A 17,217-nucleotide genomic window follows, 5' to 3' on the forward strand; every position below is an offset into this window, starting at 1 on the left:
GAGAAACTATTGCCTACTGCCTAAGACCTATTGCCTGGAAGCGCGTCGAAGACGCGCTTGGTTTCTAAGCATTGTTATGAGGTATCTTCACCTGAATAAAATAGGGTGTAAGAAGCGAACGCAGGGAACTGAAACATCTAAGTACCTGCAGGAAAGGACATCAACCGAGACTCCGCAAGTAGTGGCGAGCGAACGCGGACCAGGCCAGTGGCAATGAGTGTTAAAGTGGAAGAACCTGGAAAGGTTTGCCGTAGAGGGTGACAGCCCCGTACGCGTAGATACATTCATTGTCCTAGAGTAGGGCGGGACACGAGAAATCCTGTCTGAACATGGGGAGACCACTCTCCAAGCCTAAGTACTCGTGCATGACCGATAGCGAACCAGTACCGTGAGGGAAAGGTGAAAAGCACCCCGACAAGGGGAGTGAAATAGAACCTGAAACTGGATGCCTACAAACAGTCGGAGCCCGCAAGGGTGACGGCGTACCTTTTGTATAATGGGTCAACGACTTAGTGTAACAAGCAAGCTTAAGCCGGTAGGTGTAGGCGAAGCGAAAGCGAGTCTGAATAGGGCGATATAGTTTGTTGCATTAGACCCGAAACCGAGTGATCTAGCCATGAGCAGGTTGAAGGTTGGGTAACACCAACTGGAGGACCGAACCCGCATCTGTTGCAATAGATTGGGATGACTTGTGGCTAGGGGTGAAAGGCCAATCAAACTCGGAAATAGCTGGTTCTCCGCGAAATCTATTTAGGTAGAGCGTCGAGCGAATACTCCCGGGGGTAGAGCACTGGATGGGCTATGGGGACTCACCGTCTTACTGATCCTAACCAAACTCCGAATACCGGGAAGTACTACTCGGCAGACACACGGCGGGTGCTAACGTCCGTCGTGAAAAGGGCAACAACCCTAACCTCCAGCTAAGGTCCCCAAGTCATGGCTAAGTGGGAAAGGATGTGAGGATCCCAAAACAACCAGGATGTTGGCTTAGAAGCAGCCATCATTTAAAGAAAGCGTAACAGCTCACTGGTCTAGTCAAGGGTCTTTGCGCCGAAAATGTAACGGGGCTAAAGCCATGCACCGAAGCTGAGGATTCCTCTTTGAGGAGTGGTAGCGGAGCGTTCCGTAAGCCTGTGAAGGGACAGCCGTGAGGCATCCTGGAGGTATCGGAAGTGCGAATGTTGACATGAGTAACGATAAAGAGGGTGAGAGACCCTCTCGCCGAAAGACCAAGGGTTCCTGCTTAAAGTTAATCTGAGCAGGGTTAGCCGGCCCCTAAGACGAGGCGGACACGCGTAGTCGATGGGAACCACGTTAATATTCGTGGGCCTGGTGGTAGTGACGGATTGCTTAACTTGTAAGGTCTTATTGGATTGATCTTGCAGGGACGCGGTTCCAGGAAATAGCTCCACCGTATAGACCGTACCCGAAACCGACACAGGTGGTCAGGTAGAGTATACCAAGGCGCTTGAGAGAACTATGTTGAAGGAACTCGGCAAATTGCACGCGTAACTTCGGAAGAAGCGTGACCCTTATGTGCGCAAGCATGTGAGGGTGGCACAGACCAGGGGGTAGCGACTGTTTACCAAAAACACAGGGCTCTGCGAAGTCGCAAGACGACGTATAGGGTCTGACGCCTGCCCGGTGCTGGAAGGTTAAGAGGAGGGGTGCAAGCTCTGAATCGAAGCCCCAGTAAACGGCGGCCGTAACTATAACGGTCCTAAGGTAGCGAAATTCCTTGTCGGGTAAGTTCCGACCTGCACGAATGGCGTAACGACTTCCCCGCTGTCTCCAACATAGACTCAGTGAAATTGAATTCCCCGTGAAGATGCGGGGTTCCTGCGGTCAGACGGAAAGACCCCGTGCACCTTTACTATAGCTTTACACTGGCATTCGTGTCGGCATGTGTAGGATAGGTGGTAGGCTTTGAAGCAGGGACGCCAGTTCTTGTGGAGCCATCCTTGAAATACCACCCTTATCGTCATGGATGTCTAACCGCGGTCCGTCATCCGGATCCGGGACAGTGTATGGTGGGTAGTTTGACTGGGGCGGTCGCCTCCGAAAGAGTAACGGAGGCGCGCGATGGTGGGCTCAGACCGGTCGGAAATCGGTCGTCGAGTGCAATGGCATAAGCCCGCCTGACTGCGAGACTGACAAGTCGAGCAGAGACGAAAGTCGGTCATAGTGATCCGGTGGTCCCGCGTGGAAGGGCCATCGCTCAACGGATAAAAGGTACGCCGGGGATAACAGGCTGATGACCCCCAAGAGTCCATATCGACGGGGTTGTTTGGCACCTCGATGTCGGCTCATCGCATCCTGGGGCTGGAGCAGGTCCCAAGGGTTTGGCTGTTCGCCAATTAAAGCGGTACGTGAGCTGGGTTCAGAACGTCGTGAGACAGTTCGGTCCCTATCTGCCGTGGGTGTAGGAATATTGACAGGATCTGTCCCTAGTACGAGAGGACCGGGATGGACATATCTCTGGTGGACCTGTTGTCCTGCCAAGGGCATAGCAGGGTAGCTATATATGGAAGGGATAACCGCTGAAGGCATCTAAGCGGGAAACCCACCTGAAAACGAGTGTTCCCTATCAGAGCCGTGGTAGACGACCACGTTGATAGGCCGGGTGTGGAAGTGCGGCAACGCATGAAGCTTACCGGTACTAATAGCTCGATTGGCTTGATCGTTCCCATTGCTCGTGTTCATCACACGATGCATCTGACGTGTTCAAAAAAAGACAAGAGACATGAAGGCTATTGCCTCCATCCTCTCTTCACCAGCTTCTCAACGTTGCGCTTCGCTGACCTGGTGGTTATGGCGGGGTGGCTGCACCCGTTCCCTTTCCGAACACGGCCGTGAAACGCCCCTGCGCCCATGGTACTTCGTCTCAAGACGCGGGAGAGTAGGTCGCTGCCAGGTCTGCAAAACGCAACGCCGGATAAACCCATCTGGGTTTGTCCGATGATTTAAATCTTCTCGACACAAAAACGGCTAAGCCGTGTTACAATAGGCCGCTCAAAAGCGGCCTTTGTCGCTTCTAAAGGCATACAGTTATACGCCCGGCTCCGAAATAAGGTGCCACGGGAACACGGGACAAATCCTTCGGATTTGCCCGGATCACGCAAGCCGCAACGCGGCTTGCTCAAGCTCCGACGAACCCCAACGGTTCGCTCAGGGCGGACAAACCGCAACGCGGTTTGCTCGGATAGCGCGGGGTGGAGCAGCCCGGTAGCTCGTCAGGCTCATAACCTGAAGGCCGCAGGTTCAAATCCTGCCCCCGCAACCAACTTCCCACATAACATTCCAATATCAATACCCCAAAGCATTCCGCTTCGCTGGCGATACCGCCGCAGCCGACGGACCATAACCGGAAAGCCCAAGCTTCATAGCCTCCCACCGATACAAAGCTCCCCGCACAACATCGCTATCGCTGGCGCGAAGTCTCCACCTGCATTCGCGATACCGCCGCCGCAGACGCATCATAACATCATGGCTCATCCGCTTCGGAAATATTGTGCCTGTGCCCTGCAAAAGTGCTTTTCGGGTGGGCTGCGGCCGATAATTGAGGTCATATGTATCCCTTGTCAGCGGTGAAGAGGATTCGCCGCGATCGGAGGGATAGAGGCGGCGCGTTATCGTTCTGCCGATCCCGACCCGAGCCGCAGTGAGAGGATATTGCCATGGCTATGACGGCGCGAGTTGCGCAGAAAGACTGTGTCTATAAAATCGTCAATTCGCCTGTCGGCAGGCTGAAGCTCGTTGCCAAGCGCGATGGCTTAGCGGCGATCCTTTGGGATATCGACCGGCCGAACCGCGTCCGCCTGAACATCGTTGCAGAGGATGAGAACCATCCCGTCCTCATCGAAACGGAGCGGCAGTTGCGGGAATATTTTGCCGGGGAACGGCAGGTTTTTGATCTGCCGCTGGATTTCTCCGGCACCGATTTTCAAAAGAAGGTCTGGCAGGCGCTGCTCAGTATCCCCTTCGGAGAAACGCGCTCCTATGCCGAGATCGCCGAACAGATCGGGGCTCGTCAAGCGATACGCGCGGTAGGCGCCGCCAATGGCAGGAACCCGATCTCCATCATCGCGCCGTGCCATCGGGTAATCGGATCGGCGGGAGACCTCAGGGGATTTGCCGGTGGTCTGGAGCGGAAGACCTACCTTCTGGAGTTTGAAGGCGCAAAGACCAAGGCGTTCAATTTCGCCGCCTGACGGTTACACGCGCTCGTCTGAGAAGAGATCCCCTTGTAGCAATGACAAAACAGCCCGCTTGGTGGACAAGCGGGCTATTTTTGTTTTCGGCATCAGCCACTATGCGAAACAGCCGGTTCGATTTTTATCAAGCCAGCCTTAGGCTCGCATCAGCCCTCAAGCCACTTCACCTGTTCCGGCGTCAGCTTGATGTCGAGTGCCGACAGGCTGTCTTCCAGCTCGGCGATCGTGCGCGGGCCGATCAGCGGGATGACCGGGAAGGGCTGGGCGACGACATAGGCAAGCGCGATATGGATCGGGTTGCGGCCGAGCTTCTGCGCCAGTTCGACCGCCCGGTCGCGGCGGCCGAAATTGCGCTCGGAATACCAAACGCGTACCAACTCCTCGTCGTCGCGCTTGTCACGGCCGGCGCGATCGGTGAAAAAGCCTCGGCCTTGGCTCGACCAGGCGAAGTTCGGGATTTGCTTGGCGTTCAGCCAGGCCTTCCATTCGTCGTCGGAGGCGGCGATGCACCCGGCCCAGATCGGATCCAGCATCTCCGCCAGCGAGAAATTGTTGGAAAGAGCTGCTGGCGCCGCCTTGCCGTTCCTTTCGGCATAGGCGATCGCCTCGTCAAAACGAGCACGCGTCCAGTTGGAGCCGCCGAAGATGCCGCGGATGCGGCCAGCTTTGACCTCGGCATCCATGGCATCGACGAATTCGCCGACCGGAATAGCCGGATTGTCGCGGTGCATGAAATAGATATCGACATAATCGGTCTTCAGGCGGTTCAGCGACTGGTCGAGCTGCTTGGCGATCATGTCCGGATAGCAGAGCGGCGAATGCGCCCCCTTGCCGATCAGCACGATCTCCTCGCGCGGAACCTTGCGGCTGGTGTGCCAGTCGCCGAATATGCTTTCCGTCTTGCCGGCGCCATAGACATAGGCCGTATCGAAGGCGTTACCGCCGGCTTCGTAGAAGGCGTCGAGCGTCAGCGAGGCGGCTGCGAAATTCGGGAAGAATTCGAAGCCGAGCGTGACGATCGAAGCCGGCTTGGCAATGCCGGGGATGGTGCGTTTCGGAATGCTGTTGCCCATGGTGACAGGTGAGCCGACGATGTTCGTCGTCCGCCGCGTCGCCTTCTCCACCTCATATTCGAGGCCAACGGAGGCACGCCATTGGTCGAGAACACGTAGGTTTCCGATCGAATCGGCCCAGTTGATGCCCGGGTAGGCGAATTCCGTTTGACCGGCGCGAATGGCGTCGCCAGCGGCGTCGACTTCGAAGGAATAGAGCCAACGATCTTCCTTGACCTCGACGATCTGTGTTTCCGCGCCCTTGATGAGCTCGATCTTGCCGATGCCACCCTTATGCCCGGAGGCGAACCAGAAATCCTTGACTTCCAGGCGACCGTCCGAGCCGATGATACGCAGCGTATTGTCCTGATTTGCCATGATCGAGCAGGAGACTTCGGCGATGATGTTGTTCGGGAATTTCAGCACCGCCGAGGCCCATTCGTCGACGCCGGTCTGGCCAAGATGAGCAACGCCTGAGACCTTTTCCGGGTCGAGGAACGGCTTGCCGTCAACGGCACCGGCAACCAGCCGCGCCATCGATACCGGATAGCCGCCGACATCCAGAATGCCTCCGCCGGCGGTGTCGTTGGCAAAAAGCCGGTGTTCGGGCTTGACCGTGCCCATGTTGAAGCCGAACGACGAGCGGATGATGCGGACCTCGCCGATCACGCCGCTTTTCACCAGTTCGATCAGCTTCGCCGTTTGCGGATGCACGCGGTACATGAAGGCTTCGCCGGCGAAGACGCCAGCCTTCTTGGCTTCGTAATAGATCGCCTCGGCATCATAAGCAGACAGCGCGATCGGCTTTTCGACGAGGACATGCTTGCCGGCGCGGATCGCCTTGATGGCCCATTCGGCGTGGCCGGTATGGGGGGTGGCGATATAGATGGCGTCGATTTCCTGGTCCGCCAGCAGCGCCTCATAGCCGGTGACGATGCGCGCACCGGGAAAATTGTCGCCGAGACCCGGCTTGTTGGGATTGCGGCTGGCGATGGCCACCAGTTTGCCGCTACGGGAGTGAGCGACGCCTTCGGCAAAAGTCTGTGCGATCCTGCCGGGGCCGATGATGCCCCAGCGGATGGATGTCTCAGTAGTCATGAATTGGTCCTTTCCTAAATCTGCAGGCTGTCTTGGGAGTGGTAGGAAAAGGGCGCCTATCGCAATCGATTGCCGGCGCCGTCGAACAGGAATGTCTTGGCTGCGGAGAGCGCGACGGTCAGCGTGTCGCGGTTGTTGGCGTTGCGGGATTCTTCCCGCTCAATGACGATCTGCTCGCCGCCGGCAATGTTGGCGTAGATGTAGCTGGTATTGCCGAGATGTTCGGCAACGTCGACATCGACGATCACATCGATATCGCCGCGGCCGGCCTCGAGAAAATGTTCAGGCCGCACACCGAGCGTCACCGCCTGGCCGGTTTCAACCTGAGCTGTCGTAATCGGCAGCGTCAGACGGACTTCGCGCTGATTCTGCAGGGCCACGGTCACGCGGCCATCCTGCTTGTCAACGATCTCGGCTGGCAGGAAGTTCATCTTCGGCGATCCGACGAAGCCGGCGACGAACTGGTTGGCGGGATCGTCGTAGAGGTCGAGCGGCGCGCCGACCTGCTCGATATTGCCGCCGCGCAGCACGACGATCTTGTCGGCCAGCGTCATCGCTTCCGTCTGGTCGTGCGTCACATAGATCATCGTCGTGCCGAGCTTCTTGTGGAGGCGCGAGATTTCGACGCGCATCTGTACGCGGAGCTCCGCGTCAAGATTGGAGAGCGGCTCGTCGAACAGGAAGATTTGCGGTTCGCGCACGATGGCGCGACCGATGGCGACGCGCTGGCGCTGGCCGCCGGAGAGCTGCTTCGGCCGGCGGTGCATCAACTCGGTGATCTTCAGGATCTCGGCTGCTTGTTTGACGCGGCGTTCGGTATCGGCCTTGGGATTGCCGTTCATGCGCAGCCCGAAGCTGAGATTCTGTTCGACGGTGAGGTGCGGATAAAGCGCGTAGGACTGGAACACCATGGCGATGCCGCGATCGGCCGGCTCCATGTCATTGACGACGCGGCCGCCGATCTTCAGTTCGCCGCCGGTGATGTCTTCCAGACCGGCGATCATGCGCAGCAGCGTGGACTTGCCGCAGCCGGATGGGCCGACGAAGACGACGAATTCGCCGTCCTTCACGTCGAGATTGGCGCCGTGGATGATTTCAAGAGTACCGTAGCGTTTGACGATATTGGTAAGGGACAGTTCGGCCATACGGATCTCCCGGAATTATTTGATTGCGCCGGCGGCGATGCCGGCGATGAAGTGGCGTTGCAGGAGAACGAAGACGATGAGGATCGGCGCCGTCAGCATCACGGCACCCGCCATGATGCCGCCCCAGGATACCCTGGTGAGGCCGATCAGCGTCCCGAGCGCCACCGGTGCCGTCATCATTCCCGGCCGGGAATTGATGAGCAGCGGCCAGAGATAGTTGTTCCACGAGGCCAGGAACAGGATGATGGCGAGCGCCGCCATGGTCGGCCTTGCGAGCGGCAGGGCGATGCGCAGAAAGATCTGCCATTCCTTGACGCCCTCGACGCGGGCGGCGTCAAAGAGTTCGCCCGGCATCATCGAGAAGGCCTGGCGCATGAACAGCACCCCGAGCGAATTGAAGAGCGGCGGTACGATCAGCGCGACCCATGAATTGGCCAGCCCGAAATCGCGCGCCACCATGATGAATTGCGGGATGACGACGACGGAGTAGGGCAGCGTGATCGTGCCGAGGATGATGCCTATGACGCCAGAGCGGCCGGCGAACTGGTAGCGGGCCAGCGCCCATCCGGCCATCGAGGTCAGCAGCACCGACAGGAAGGTATAGGTGACGGCAACGACGATGGAGATCGTCATCGCGCCCACGAAGTTGGTGTCGGCCTGCAGGTTCCGGACGTTGTCCATGAAACCCGTCGACGGTGTCAGGATGATGCCGGGGCTGAAGATGCCGTAATCGGGCATGGTCGAGAAGACGAACATCATCCAGAGCGGAAACAGCCAGATGATGGCGAGCGGCACCAGCAAGCCATGCAGCGCGATCGACCTAATCAGATTGGATTTGGACTTCGATTTCATTTCGGTTCGCGCCCCACCCAGAGATTGAGAAGAGAAATGACCACGGCAAGCGCTGCCATCGTGTAGGCGATCGCGGAGGCATAGCCGAAGTTGGTCGACTGGAAGGCCTGGCGATAGAGCAGGAGGCCGAGCGTCTCCGTCCCGCCGCCGGGACCACCCCTGTTGGTGATCAGATATGGTTCGGTGAAGAGCTGCATGGTGCCGATGACGGAGAGGACCACGCAGAACAGAATGATCGGTTTCAGCAGGGGCAGGGTGATATGGATGAACTGCTGGAAGCGGTTGACGCGGTCGAGGGTCGCAGCCTCGTAAACATCCTCAGGGATCGATTGTAGCCCGGACAGGATGATGATGGCGTTGTAACCCGCCCAGCGCCAGGTGACGGCGATGATGATGAGCACCATTGCGGCATGCGATTCGGCAAACCACGACACCGGTGCGAAGCCGACCGTGCCGAGTAGCTTGTTGACGATGCCGAAATCGACGTTGAACATAAGGCGGAAGACAGCGGCATAGGCCACCTCTCCAACAACGACGGGTGCGAAGAAAGCAAAGCGAAAAATGCCACGCGCCTTCAACAGCGGTGAATTCAGCAGCACCGCCATGACAGTGGCGAGCGTGATCATGACAGGTACCTGGACGATCAGGATGATCAGCGTGTTTTCAAGCGCGTTGTAGAAGGCCGGGTCACCGAACAGTCGCCCCCAGTTGAACGACAGATTGTAGGCCCACGGATTAACTCGGGTGTTCTGGAACGAGATCAGGAACGAATCGATGATCGGCCAGACCCAGAAAGCGGCGAACACCAGAAGATAGGGTGCAAGGAACGCATAGGCGCTCCGGTTTCGCAACCGCATGGAAGCCTTCTCCTTTATGCGCAGTGAAATGATGCGTGACGTCGCATCCCCGCCGCCCTGAGGGCGGCGGGGATGCCGAGCGCGGCTTGGGATGCGCGCCCGGCAGTGTCACTCACTTCGCAAGCGGCAGACCTGTCGCCGAGGCGATCTGCTGGGCCGCATCGTCAAGCGCGGCCTTGCCGTTTGGATAGCCACCAGCGAGGTATTTCGTCTGGACGGCCTTTATGACCTCATCCGCGTCGCTGAAATACTGGGTGCCGGGGCTCGGGCGAATCTTCGGCAGGGTGGCGAGGATATCGGCCCAGACCTTCTGCCCACCCCAATAGGGCTGCGGCTGGTTGACGAAGGGATCCTGAACCGCCGTCAGAAGCGACGGTACGAGCCCGAAGGACTTCAGCATGGTAACCTGGCCCTCATTGGTGCCAAGCGTGTATTCGAGGAATTTCCAGGCGGCTTCCTTGTTCTTGGAACCGCTGGCAATTGCGAGCGACGAGCCACCGAGATTGGCCGCATGCTGGCCGTCGGCCGTCATGCTCGGCATCGGGTAGACGCCCCATTTGCCGGCGAGATCCGGCGAGGTGGAGCGGACGGTGCCTTCATACCAGCCGCCATAGAGCTGCGACGCCACTTTGCCGGCAGTGTTCGCCTGAATTTTCTCGTTCCAGTTCGCGGCGCTCATCAAGCCCGCGTCCTTGATCTCCTTCACCTTGTCCAGGGCTTTCACACAGGCCGGCTGGTTGACGGTGATGCTCTGGCTGTCATACGAGAAATAGCCGCAGCCCTGTTCGTTGGCGAGCATGCGGAACCATTCGGTATCGCCGTTGAGATCGGCCTGCGTCATGATGACGCCCGGATTGGCGGCGGAGATCTTCTTGCCGGCGGCAATGAAATCGTCCCAGGTCTTGATCGTTGCCGGATCGACGCCAGCCTTTTCATAGAAATCGCGGCGGTAGAACATGGTGACCGGGCCGGAATCCCACGGCATGGCGTAGGCGGCATCGCCGACTTCCAGTTCCGCACGCTTGAAGTCCGGAAACTGCTTCTTGAGCGCGTCCGTGTAGCCGAGCTTCGTCAGATCGGTCAGGCAGTCCGGAAAGCGGTTCCAGAAGATCGAAGCCTTGTGATTTTCGATCGACATGACGTCCGGCAGACCGTCGCCGCCGGCGGCACAAGCGGCCAGCATCTTGTCGAAGACCTGCGGGTTGCCGATGTCCTGAACTTCGACCTTGATGTCGGGATATTTCTTATTGAACCCCTCGACCGTGGATTTCAGCGCCGACGCGGCGATGTTCCAGCTCCAGACAGTAATGGTGGTTTGTGCTGCATAGGCAGAACCGGAAGCGAGCAAGGCAGCAAGTGCCGTCGCTCCCGCGAGTTTAAAACGCATTGAAAATCCTCCCTTTTCAATTGCCGTCCTCTAGCGAACACGCTTAAACTAGCTCCCGGTACGCTTCTGTCTCCTAAAAAAGGAACATGGACTTGGCGGAAAGTAAGGTGGGTCATCGAGCGGTTTATCAGCCGGGTGCAAGCAGCATCGAGGGGCTGCCGACGACTCTGCAAATGTTTCATACCCATCCGCCCCTGATGGCGATGCCGCATTGGCATGCGCAGGTCGAGGTGAATTACCTTATACGCGGCACGGTTCACTACCGTATGAACGACCATGAAATTCAGCTCCGCGCTGGCGATATCTGTCTGTTCTGGGGCGGGCAGCCGCATCAGATGGATGATTCCTCGGAAGATTCGATCTATGCCGGCGCGCATTTGCCGCTGGTGCATTTCTTCCGCATGCGCCTGCCGCTCGATATTTCCGGCCGGTTGATGCGAGGAGAGACGCTGGTCACCTCCGCGACGGATGCCGCCGATAACGAGAATTTTGCCCGCTGGTATCGCTATGTCCGCTCCGGCGATCCGGCCAAGGCCGAGCACGCGGTCGCCGAACTTCTGCTGCGCCTGGAGCGCATCGCCTTCGAACCCTATCGCATGCTGCCGGAAAAGCGCGAGCATCAGTCGAACGAACAGGTCCACCCGCAATCGTCGCGCAGCCTGGCACGGATGTGCGATTTCATTGCCGGCAATTTCCTGCACGATATCGATACTGTGGATATCGCCAAGGCGGCGGATCTGCATCCGAAATATGCGATGAACCTTTTCAAGAAATGCACCGGCATGACGCTCAGCAAATATGTCAACCTGCTGCGCCTGTCGCGCGCCCAGGCGATGCTGATGCGCGACGGCGCCAATGTGCTGCAGGTGGCGATGGACAGCGGCTTCGGCTCGATCAGCGCCTTCAACAAATCCTTCCGCCACATTGCCGGCATGTCCCCTTCGGATTTCCGTAGGGACATGCGCATGGTTACGGCAATGAGCGTCGAAGGCGCCCAGCCTGCTCTGCGCCGGTCCGCCTCGCAATTCTAGCCACCGGCCTCTTGCCGTCGCTGCCGATAGGGCGCACTCCTTGCGGCATAGTCTTTGGAGGAAGATTTTCATGCGGCAGTTTTCGGCATGTATCGAATGGTTGTTTGCCCGCGAGGGCGATGATTTTGCCGATCGTATCCGGCTGGCGCATCGGGCGGGATTGAGTGCGGTCGAGTTCTGGCGCTGGACGGACAAGGACCTCGACGCGATCGCATCCGTGGTCGCCGAGACTGGAATTGCCGTGTCGGGCATGGTCGCCGAGCCGATGATCGCGCTGACGAATCCGGCGAACAAGGAGGCCTGGCTGGAGGGATTGGAGATGTCTGTCAGCGTCGCGCAGGGCCTGGGTGTCCCGGTTTTGATCGCGCAGGCGGGGGATGATTTGCCGGAATTTACACGCGCCGAACAACGGGATGCCTTGATCTCCGCCTTGAGCGCCGGCGCCGATATCCTGAGCGGCTCTGGCGTACGCCTCGGCCTCGAACCGCTGAACACCAGGATCGATCATGTCGGCTACTATTTGTCCTCTACCACAGAGGGCCTGGATATTATCGACGAGGTGGGACGGCCGGAAATCGGTATCGTCTACGATATCTACCATTCGGCTGTCATGGGCGAGCGAACGGAAGAGGTCGTCGGCGAGCGGGCCGATCGCATCGTGCATGTCCATGTCGCCGATCATCCGGGCCGCAACGATCCCGGCACCGGCGGGATCGATCTGCTCAATCGCCTGAATTGGCTGTTTGCCCACGGCTATAGCGGCAGGATCGGTCTCGAATACAGGCCGAGGACGGAGGATGCCGCGGCGGTTCGTGCGGTGGTGAGGTCGCTGTCGGCTTGACGCTCAGACGGGCTCCAATACGCCGAAGACGGCGACCAGCGCGATGACGGCGATACCAAGGATGATCTCGGCAATGCTGCTGCGACGGATGGCGTTCAAAGACCGAACCCGATCGCGTCGTATCCTGGGCACGAGAATGTAGCGATTGACGATCGCCAGCAGGCTCATGCACGCGACAAGCGCGATCTTGACGGCAAGCAGCGTCTGATAGGGAGATGACCAGTCGGTCGGCAGGCGCTGGAGGACCAGCATCGTATTGACGAAGCCGGAGGCGATGACCAGCGCCACGGCGCCGTGCCCGGCGGTGGAGAAGCGCCGAAGCGCCGACAGCGCCTCCGCCCGCCATTCGGGCGTGTTCAAAAGCCGGAGGATCGGAACCATCGGCACCAAGGCGCCGAGCCAGCCGCCGCCGGCAAGCACATGAAGCATGTCATTGGCGCGATGGGCCAGCTTCAGCCAGCCTTCATGCATCGAGGCGTGACCGGTGAGCATGAGGGCGGCAAGGCCGAGGCCAGAACCCAGCGCTACGCCCGGACGACGCCATTGCCCTGGCGGCAGAAAGGCAAGAACGAGGATGAGTGCAGCGGCGGCTTGGGCCAGCCAGGCTTGTCCGACTGTCGTATCGAGCAGGACGTCGCGGATCGTGCCGGTATTGAGGGCATCGCTCCAGCCATTGCCGATGGTGGCGCTTGCAAGCGGCAGCCGGGCGAGGGCCGTGAGCCCGGCGATCAGCGCCGCAACGAACGGCGCGACGCCGAACATGCGCCAGACCTTCTCCGCCAGCGCTTTCGGCACCAGAAGGCAGAGAAAGACCGAGGCGCCCCACAGAAGCATCAGGGATACGTCGTGGAAGAAGCGGCACGCCTCGAGCGCTGTGTTGGGATCGATCAAGGTTTTACGGCGCTCGGCGTTTCGGAAACGGGACTATCAATACGCTCTGGGGTCACCGAGCGCGATAGAGTTGTGGACATGCTATGTCAATTTTCACCATGCGGAATGGCTATGTTCGGGACGCTTTGCCGCAAGGTAATTCTTTATTGATGGCTTCCGTCGACATAGACATCGGCCCGGAGCGTTTATTCCCGTACTCGGCAAAGAATTGTCGCTTTTCGATTATTTTTGCTTAGGAGGGTTAGAGCGCTCGGGATGGCGACATTTCGATGAGGGAGTTCCATGGCGGCAAATATCATACGCGAGAAAGTGACTCGCGGCTTCAGCCCGCGCCGGCGTCGGGAAAGCCTCGATAGGCTTGACAGGCCGACCTATGTGATCGGCGACGTCCATGGCTGCTACCACCTCCTGAGCGCGCTCGAACGCAAGATTTTCGCCGATGCCGCCATGCTGCCCGGCCCCAAACTGATCATCATGCTCGGTGATTTCATCGATCGTGGCCCGGCCTCGGCACAGGTTGTCAGCCGGCTGATGGCGCCGTTGCCGAATGGTTTCGACCGGATCTGCCTTACCGGCAATCATGAATTGGCCATGCTTGCCTATGCCGACGGTGAAATATCCCTGGACGACTGGGTGGGGCTCGGCGGCGAGGCAACGCTGAATTCCTACGGTTTGGATATCCAGGCTTTACGGAGGCAATATCCCCAGCAGAAAAAACTCGACACCTTCATCCGAACCTGGCTGCCGGATGATCATCTCAACTTTCTCCGCGGGCTGCCGATCCTGCTGGATACGCCGCAGGTGCTGTTCGTTCATGCCGGTATCGATCCGGAACGGCCGATTTCGGCGCAGGAGGATGATGATCTCGTTTTCATCCGCTCGCGCTTTTACGACAGCGCGCAGCCGCTGCCGAAACTGATCATTCATGGCCATACGCCGGTGAGACAAGCCGAAGCGCATGGGCTTCGGCTCAATATCGACACCGGCGCCTTTCGTTCCGGAAAGCTGACGGCGGCTCGTTTGTGGCAAGGCCGCATCCACATCACGTCGACTTGATGCTTTCTTTCAGAAGCCACCACGCCGCCGACATTTTAAGCCCGCGCAGTATCGTTATCTCCTTGCCTGTTCTATAGAACAGGACGAAAAAAGAATTGAGACGATAAGAGCCAGGAGAGCTTCATGGCCGCCACCATCCGTTATCACGAAGGCGATATTTCCGCGGCCGATGCCGCCCGCTACACCGGCGCCATAGCGATCGATACCGAAACGCTCGGCCTTATTCCGCGCCGCGACCGGCTCTGCGTGGTGCAGCTTTCGCCGGGTGACGGCACCGCTGATGTGATCCGCATCGCCTCCGGCCAGAAAGAGGCGCCGAACCTCGTCGCCATGCTGGCCGATCCCGCGCGCGAGAAGATCTTTCACTACGGCCGCTTCGATATCGCCGTGCTGTTCCACACGTTCGGTGTCACCACCACGCCGGTTTTCTGCACCAAGATCGCCTCGCGCCTCTGCCGCACCTATACGGACCGCCATGGCCTCAAGGACAATCTCAAGGAGATGCTGGAGGTCGATATTTCCAAGGCGCAGCAGTCTTCCGACTGGGCGGCTGAGACGCTCTCGCCGGCGCAGCTCGAATATGCCGCCTCTGATGTGCTTTACCTGCATGCGCTGCGCGACAAGTTGAAGGAACGCCTTGTGCGCGACGGTCGCATCGAGCATGCCAATGCCTGCTTCACCTTCCTGCCGACCCGGGCGAAGCTGGACCTCCTCGGCTGGGAAGAGACCGATATCTTCGCGCATAGCTGACCGGCTGCGCTAAAAGTGATGAAACGGGAAAGCCGGTGCCGCTGACGTTGCATCGGCTTTTATCGTTATGGTTAGCAATCTGTTAAGAGACGTCCTGCTATTCTATCCCTGATTTCAGGCATTCGACCGACGTTTTCCCGCGTCAATCAGCCGGTCAACCGGCCTTCGAATCGCTAGCGGCCGCATGAGCGGACCCTGATTGAACCTGCCTTCTGCTTCCGTCGTCGTCTTGCCAGACAAAGGAGCATCACATGTTGTCCCCCGTGAGTGCCGTGTCTGCTTTGGGTACAGCCCTTGAAAAACCAGTGGTTGCCACCCCGGAAACGTCCGGCGTCCAGACCGCCGCGACGCCGCTTGCCGTACTGTCGAGCACGGTGAACGCCAGCGTCGAGGGCAAGCTGAACATGCTGCTGGTGGCGGCGCGCGAGCGGATGTTCGACAGCCTGCTCTCCGCCATCGATGCTGCCAGCGTTGCGCTGAATGCTTCGCGCGAGCCGGATGAGAACAATGCAGCTTTGGCGCAGCGGCTGGCGGATACGATCCGCAGCCTGCCGCCCCAACAGCTTGCCGTTGCCCAGCAACTCCTGGACACGCAGACGGAAATGCCGATCTCCCTGCCTGTCCTTGCCGAGGCCTTGACCAATCCGGATGGACCGGAAGCGGTGCAAATCGCCATCAGCCTGGAAGCGGCGCTGACACAGGAGCCCGACGCGGTCCTCAAGGCCGTCGTCAATTCCTATGGTCAGAACGCGGGTGAAACGGAGACCGCCAAGCCGCAGACCCCGGTCCCGGCACAGACGGTGCTGAAGACTACAGACGCCGCTCCTATGGCGACATCGGCAGCCTCGCCGGCTTCGTCGGACAAGGCCGCAGCGCCTGCATCCGCGGCCGCGACGGCTGCAACTGCCGCGCAGGTTCCGGAGGAAACGCCGGCTGCGGCTGTGCGGAACCAGGCAGTTCTCTTTGCTGCGGCGATTTTGGGCCCGGAAATATCGCCTGACCTCGAAACTGTCTCGTCTCAGCAGGCCGTTCCGAACCAGCAATCCGCCCCGATTCCGCCAGCCGCAAGTGCGCTCGTCGTTGATACTGGCCTCGGCGAGATCGTTCATCCGCAAAATGCCATCCCCACCGAGGCCAACTTATCGTCCGCCGCAGTGGCATTGCTGGCCGCATCGGCCGAGGAACATCTCCCAACGGAAATCGCCCTGATCAGATCGCCGATCACGCCGCCGCCTGTGCCGCGGGATATCCAGCAGATCAGGGCCGACATCAAGGAAGGGCTGCAGGTGGTCATAGGCCGCGCCATCGACGTCGCTGGCCCGGAACTGCTGCAGATCATCCAGGATGATTCGACCTCGGCAGAAAGTGTCATCGCCCAAGCGCTTGCCGCCAATGCCGACGATCAGAAGGACGTGCCGTCGCTGCCGCAGACGGCCGGCAATGAGGGCACCCGGAATCTTGCCGCCGCCATGGCAAGCCAGAACGCGACCTCTCTCGATGAGATGCCGAATGCGCCAGCCGCACTTCTCGGTAAATCCTTGAGCGGCCCGCTGGTGGCGCCCGCCCCGGTCATGTCCGATGCTGCGGCGCAGATGGGAACACCGGCCCCGCTGCCGCAAGGCATTCCCTTTGCCATCGCACAATATTTGCCGGTGGATCTCCCCATTGACGACGAGGATCTGGAGAAGGTCAATCGTGTCGATCCCGCCGATGACGAGGAGGCCGAACAGGGGCAGGGCGGAGAAGCGCCACAGGACGAAGGTGAAGACGAATCCCAGCCCGAGGAAATGCATCATGCGCCTGCGGAAGCATCCGACGATGCCGAAGCAGCGTCCTCACAAGATAGCGTCGTTGCGCCCAAACCGCTCGCACTGCCCGCACCCGGGCTGAGGGATTCCCTGCATGATCATGCCTTCGATTTCTATCAACGCATGGTGGAATGGGAATAAGCGGACGGCATCAGAGCGCCGCTCCAATTCTTGAATCGTGAGCAAATAAAAAACCCGCCGGATCGCTCCGGCGGGTTTCTATCTCTGAGGCTTC

At 59.2% G+C, this 17,217-nt stretch carries 12 protein-coding genes, 1 tRNA gene and 2 rRNA genes (1 of these 15 cut by a window edge); 9 read left to right on the top strand and 6 right to left on the bottom strand.

The window, feature by feature from the left end:
- The 4 genes from NXC24_RS00340 to NXC24_RS00355 all read left to right on the top strand — a co-directional run.
- Positions 1-2,684 (top strand): 23S ribosomal RNA (locus NXC24_RS00340) (it extends 210 nt beyond the left edge of the window).
- Between the two features lie 117 nt (positions 2,685-2,801).
- Positions 2,802-2,916: ribosomal RNA gene (rrf, locus tag NXC24_RS00345) — 5S ribosomal RNA — on the top strand.
- A 290-nt stretch (positions 2,917-3,206) separates the two neighbouring features.
- Positions 3,207-3,283, top strand: a tRNA-Met gene (locus NXC24_RS00350).
- Between the two features lie 394 nt (positions 3,284-3,677).
- The gene (locus tag NXC24_RS00355) at positions 3,678-4,211 is read left to right on the top strand and encodes a methylated-DNA--[protein]-cysteine S-methyltransferase (protein ID WP_104821489.1); all 534 of its coding nucleotides are present in this window, start codon (positions 3,678-3,680) and stop codon (positions 4,209-4,211) included.
- A gap of 149 nt (positions 4,212-4,360) precedes the next feature.
- On the opposite strand, the gene NXC24_RS00360 is transcribed toward NXC24_RS00355, so the two are convergent.
- The 5 genes from NXC24_RS00360 to NXC24_RS00380 all read right to left on the bottom strand — a co-directional run bounded on the left by NXC24_RS00360 (position 4,361) and on the right by NXC24_RS00380 (position 10,605).
- Positions 4,361-6,364 carry an aldo/keto reductase gene (locus tag NXC24_RS00360; protein ID WP_104821490.1) on the bottom strand — a complete coding sequence of 668 codons (2,004 nt, stop codon included), beginning with the start codon at positions 6,362-6,364 and terminating at the stop codon, positions 4,361-4,363.
- Positions 6,365-6,420: 56 nt separating this feature from the next.
- The gene (gene ugpC / locus NXC24_RS00365) at positions 6,421-7,509 is read right to left on the bottom strand and encodes a sn-glycerol-3-phosphate ABC transporter ATP-binding protein UgpC (protein WP_104821491.1); all 1,089 of its coding nucleotides are present in this window, start codon (positions 7,507-7,509) and stop codon (positions 6,421-6,423) included.
- Between the two features lie 15 nt (positions 7,510-7,524).
- On the bottom strand, positions 7,525-8,361 hold the full coding sequence (locus NXC24_RS00370; RefSeq protein ID WP_104821492.1) for a carbohydrate ABC transporter permease: 837 nt from the start codon (positions 8,359-8,361) through the stop codon (positions 7,525-7,527).
- A complete protein-coding gene (locus NXC24_RS00375; RefSeq protein ID WP_104821493.1) occupies positions 8,358-9,218 on the bottom strand; it encodes a sugar ABC transporter permease in 861 nt (286 codons plus the stop codon). The genes NXC24_RS00370 and NXC24_RS00375 overlap by 4 nt, the downstream gene beginning before the upstream one ends.
- Before the next feature lie 112 nt (positions 9,219-9,330).
- Positions 9,331-10,605 (bottom strand): sugar ABC transporter substrate-binding protein, encoded by a 1,275-nt coding sequence (locus NXC24_RS00380; protein WP_104821494.1) that lies wholly within the window; start codon positions 10,603-10,605, stop codon positions 9,331-9,333.
- 86 nt (positions 10,606-10,691) lie between these two features.
- Between NXC24_RS00380 and NXC24_RS00385 the strand changes: the two genes are divergently transcribed.
- Both NXC24_RS00385 and NXC24_RS00390 read left to right on the top strand, forming a co-directional pair.
- Positions 10,692-11,636, top strand: a complete 945-nt coding sequence (locus tag NXC24_RS00385) for a helix-turn-helix domain-containing protein (protein ID WP_104821495.1) — start codon at positions 10,692-10,694, stop codon at positions 11,634-11,636.
- 70 nt (positions 11,637-11,706) lie between these two features.
- A complete protein-coding gene (locus tag NXC24_RS00390) occupies positions 11,707-12,477 on the top strand; it encodes a TIM barrel protein (RefSeq protein ID WP_104821496.1) in 771 nt (256 codons plus the stop codon).
- Between the two features lie 3 nt (positions 12,478-12,480).
- Here NXC24_RS00390 and copD read toward each other — a convergent pair whose 3' ends face one another.
- Positions 12,481-13,368, bottom strand: a complete 888-nt coding sequence (gene copD, locus NXC24_RS00395; RefSeq protein WP_104821497.1) for a copper homeostasis membrane protein CopD — start codon at positions 13,366-13,368, stop codon at positions 12,481-12,483.
- 282 nt (positions 13,369-13,650) lie between these two features.
- On the opposite strand from copD, the gene NXC24_RS00400 reads away from it, so the two are divergent.
- The 3 genes from NXC24_RS00400 (at position 13,651) to NXC24_RS00410 (ending at position 17,123) form a co-directional block, all read left to right on the top strand.
- Entirely contained in the window at positions 13,651-14,424 is a 774-nt protein-coding gene (locus NXC24_RS00400; protein WP_104821498.1) for a metallophosphoesterase family protein, read from the top strand.
- A 123-nt stretch (positions 14,425-14,547) separates the two neighbouring features.
- Positions 14,548-15,174 (top strand): ribonuclease D, encoded by a 627-nt coding sequence (locus tag NXC24_RS00405; protein WP_104821499.1) that lies wholly within the window; start codon positions 14,548-14,550, stop codon positions 15,172-15,174.
- Between the two features lie 251 nt (positions 15,175-15,425).
- Positions 15,426-17,123 (top strand): hypothetical protein, encoded by a 1,698-nt coding sequence (locus tag NXC24_RS00410; RefSeq protein ID WP_104821500.1) that lies wholly within the window; start codon positions 15,426-15,428, stop codon positions 17,121-17,123.
- Positions 17,124-17,217 lie beyond the last annotated feature (94 nt).

It is taken from the genome of Rhizobium sp. NXC24 (genome assembly GCF_002944315.1).
GTDB lineage: Bacteria > Pseudomonadota > Alphaproteobacteria > Rhizobiales > Rhizobiaceae > Rhizobium.

Excerpts from the sequence above, each read along its gene's own strand:
- NXC24_RS00410 (WP_104821500.1), top strand. The coding sequence starts at position 15,426 with ATGTTGTCCCCCGTGAGTGCCGTGTCTGCTTTGGGTACAGCCCTTGAA.
- NXC24_RS00355 (WP_104821489.1), top strand. The coding sequence starts at position 3,678 with ATGGCTATGACGGCGCGAGTTGCGCAGAAAGACTGTGTCTATAAAATC.
- NXC24_RS00385 (WP_104821495.1), top strand. The coding sequence starts at position 10,692 with ATGGACTTGGCGGAAAGTAAGGTGGGTCATCGAGCGGTTTATCAGCCG.
- NXC24_RS00380 (WP_104821494.1), bottom strand. The coding sequence starts at position 10,605 with ATGCGTTTTAAACTCGCGGGAGCGACGGCACTTGCTGCCTTGCTCGCT.
- NXC24_RS00375 (WP_104821493.1), bottom strand. The coding sequence starts at position 9,218 with ATGCGGTTGCGAAACCGGAGCGCCTATGCGTTCCTTGCACCCTATCTT.
- ugpC (WP_104821491.1), bottom strand. The coding sequence starts at position 7,509 with ATGGCCGAACTGTCCCTTACCAATATCGTCAAACGCTACGGTACTCTT.
- NXC24_RS00400 (WP_104821498.1), top strand. The coding sequence starts at position 13,651 with ATGGCGGCAAATATCATACGCGAGAAAGTGACTCGCGGCTTCAGCCCG.
- NXC24_RS00405 (WP_104821499.1), top strand. The coding sequence starts at position 14,548 with ATGGCCGCCACCATCCGTTATCACGAAGGCGATATTTCCGCGGCCGAT.
- NXC24_RS00360 (WP_104821490.1), bottom strand. The coding sequence starts at position 6,364 with ATGACTACTGAGACATCCATCCGCTGGGGCATCATCGGCCCCGGCAGG.
- NXC24_RS00390 (WP_104821496.1), top strand. The coding sequence starts at position 11,707 with ATGCGGCAGTTTTCGGCATGTATCGAATGGTTGTTTGCCCGCGAGGGC.
- NXC24_RS00370 (WP_104821492.1), bottom strand. The coding sequence starts at position 8,361 with ATGAAATCGAAGTCCAAATCCAATCTGATTAGGTCGATCGCGCTGCAT.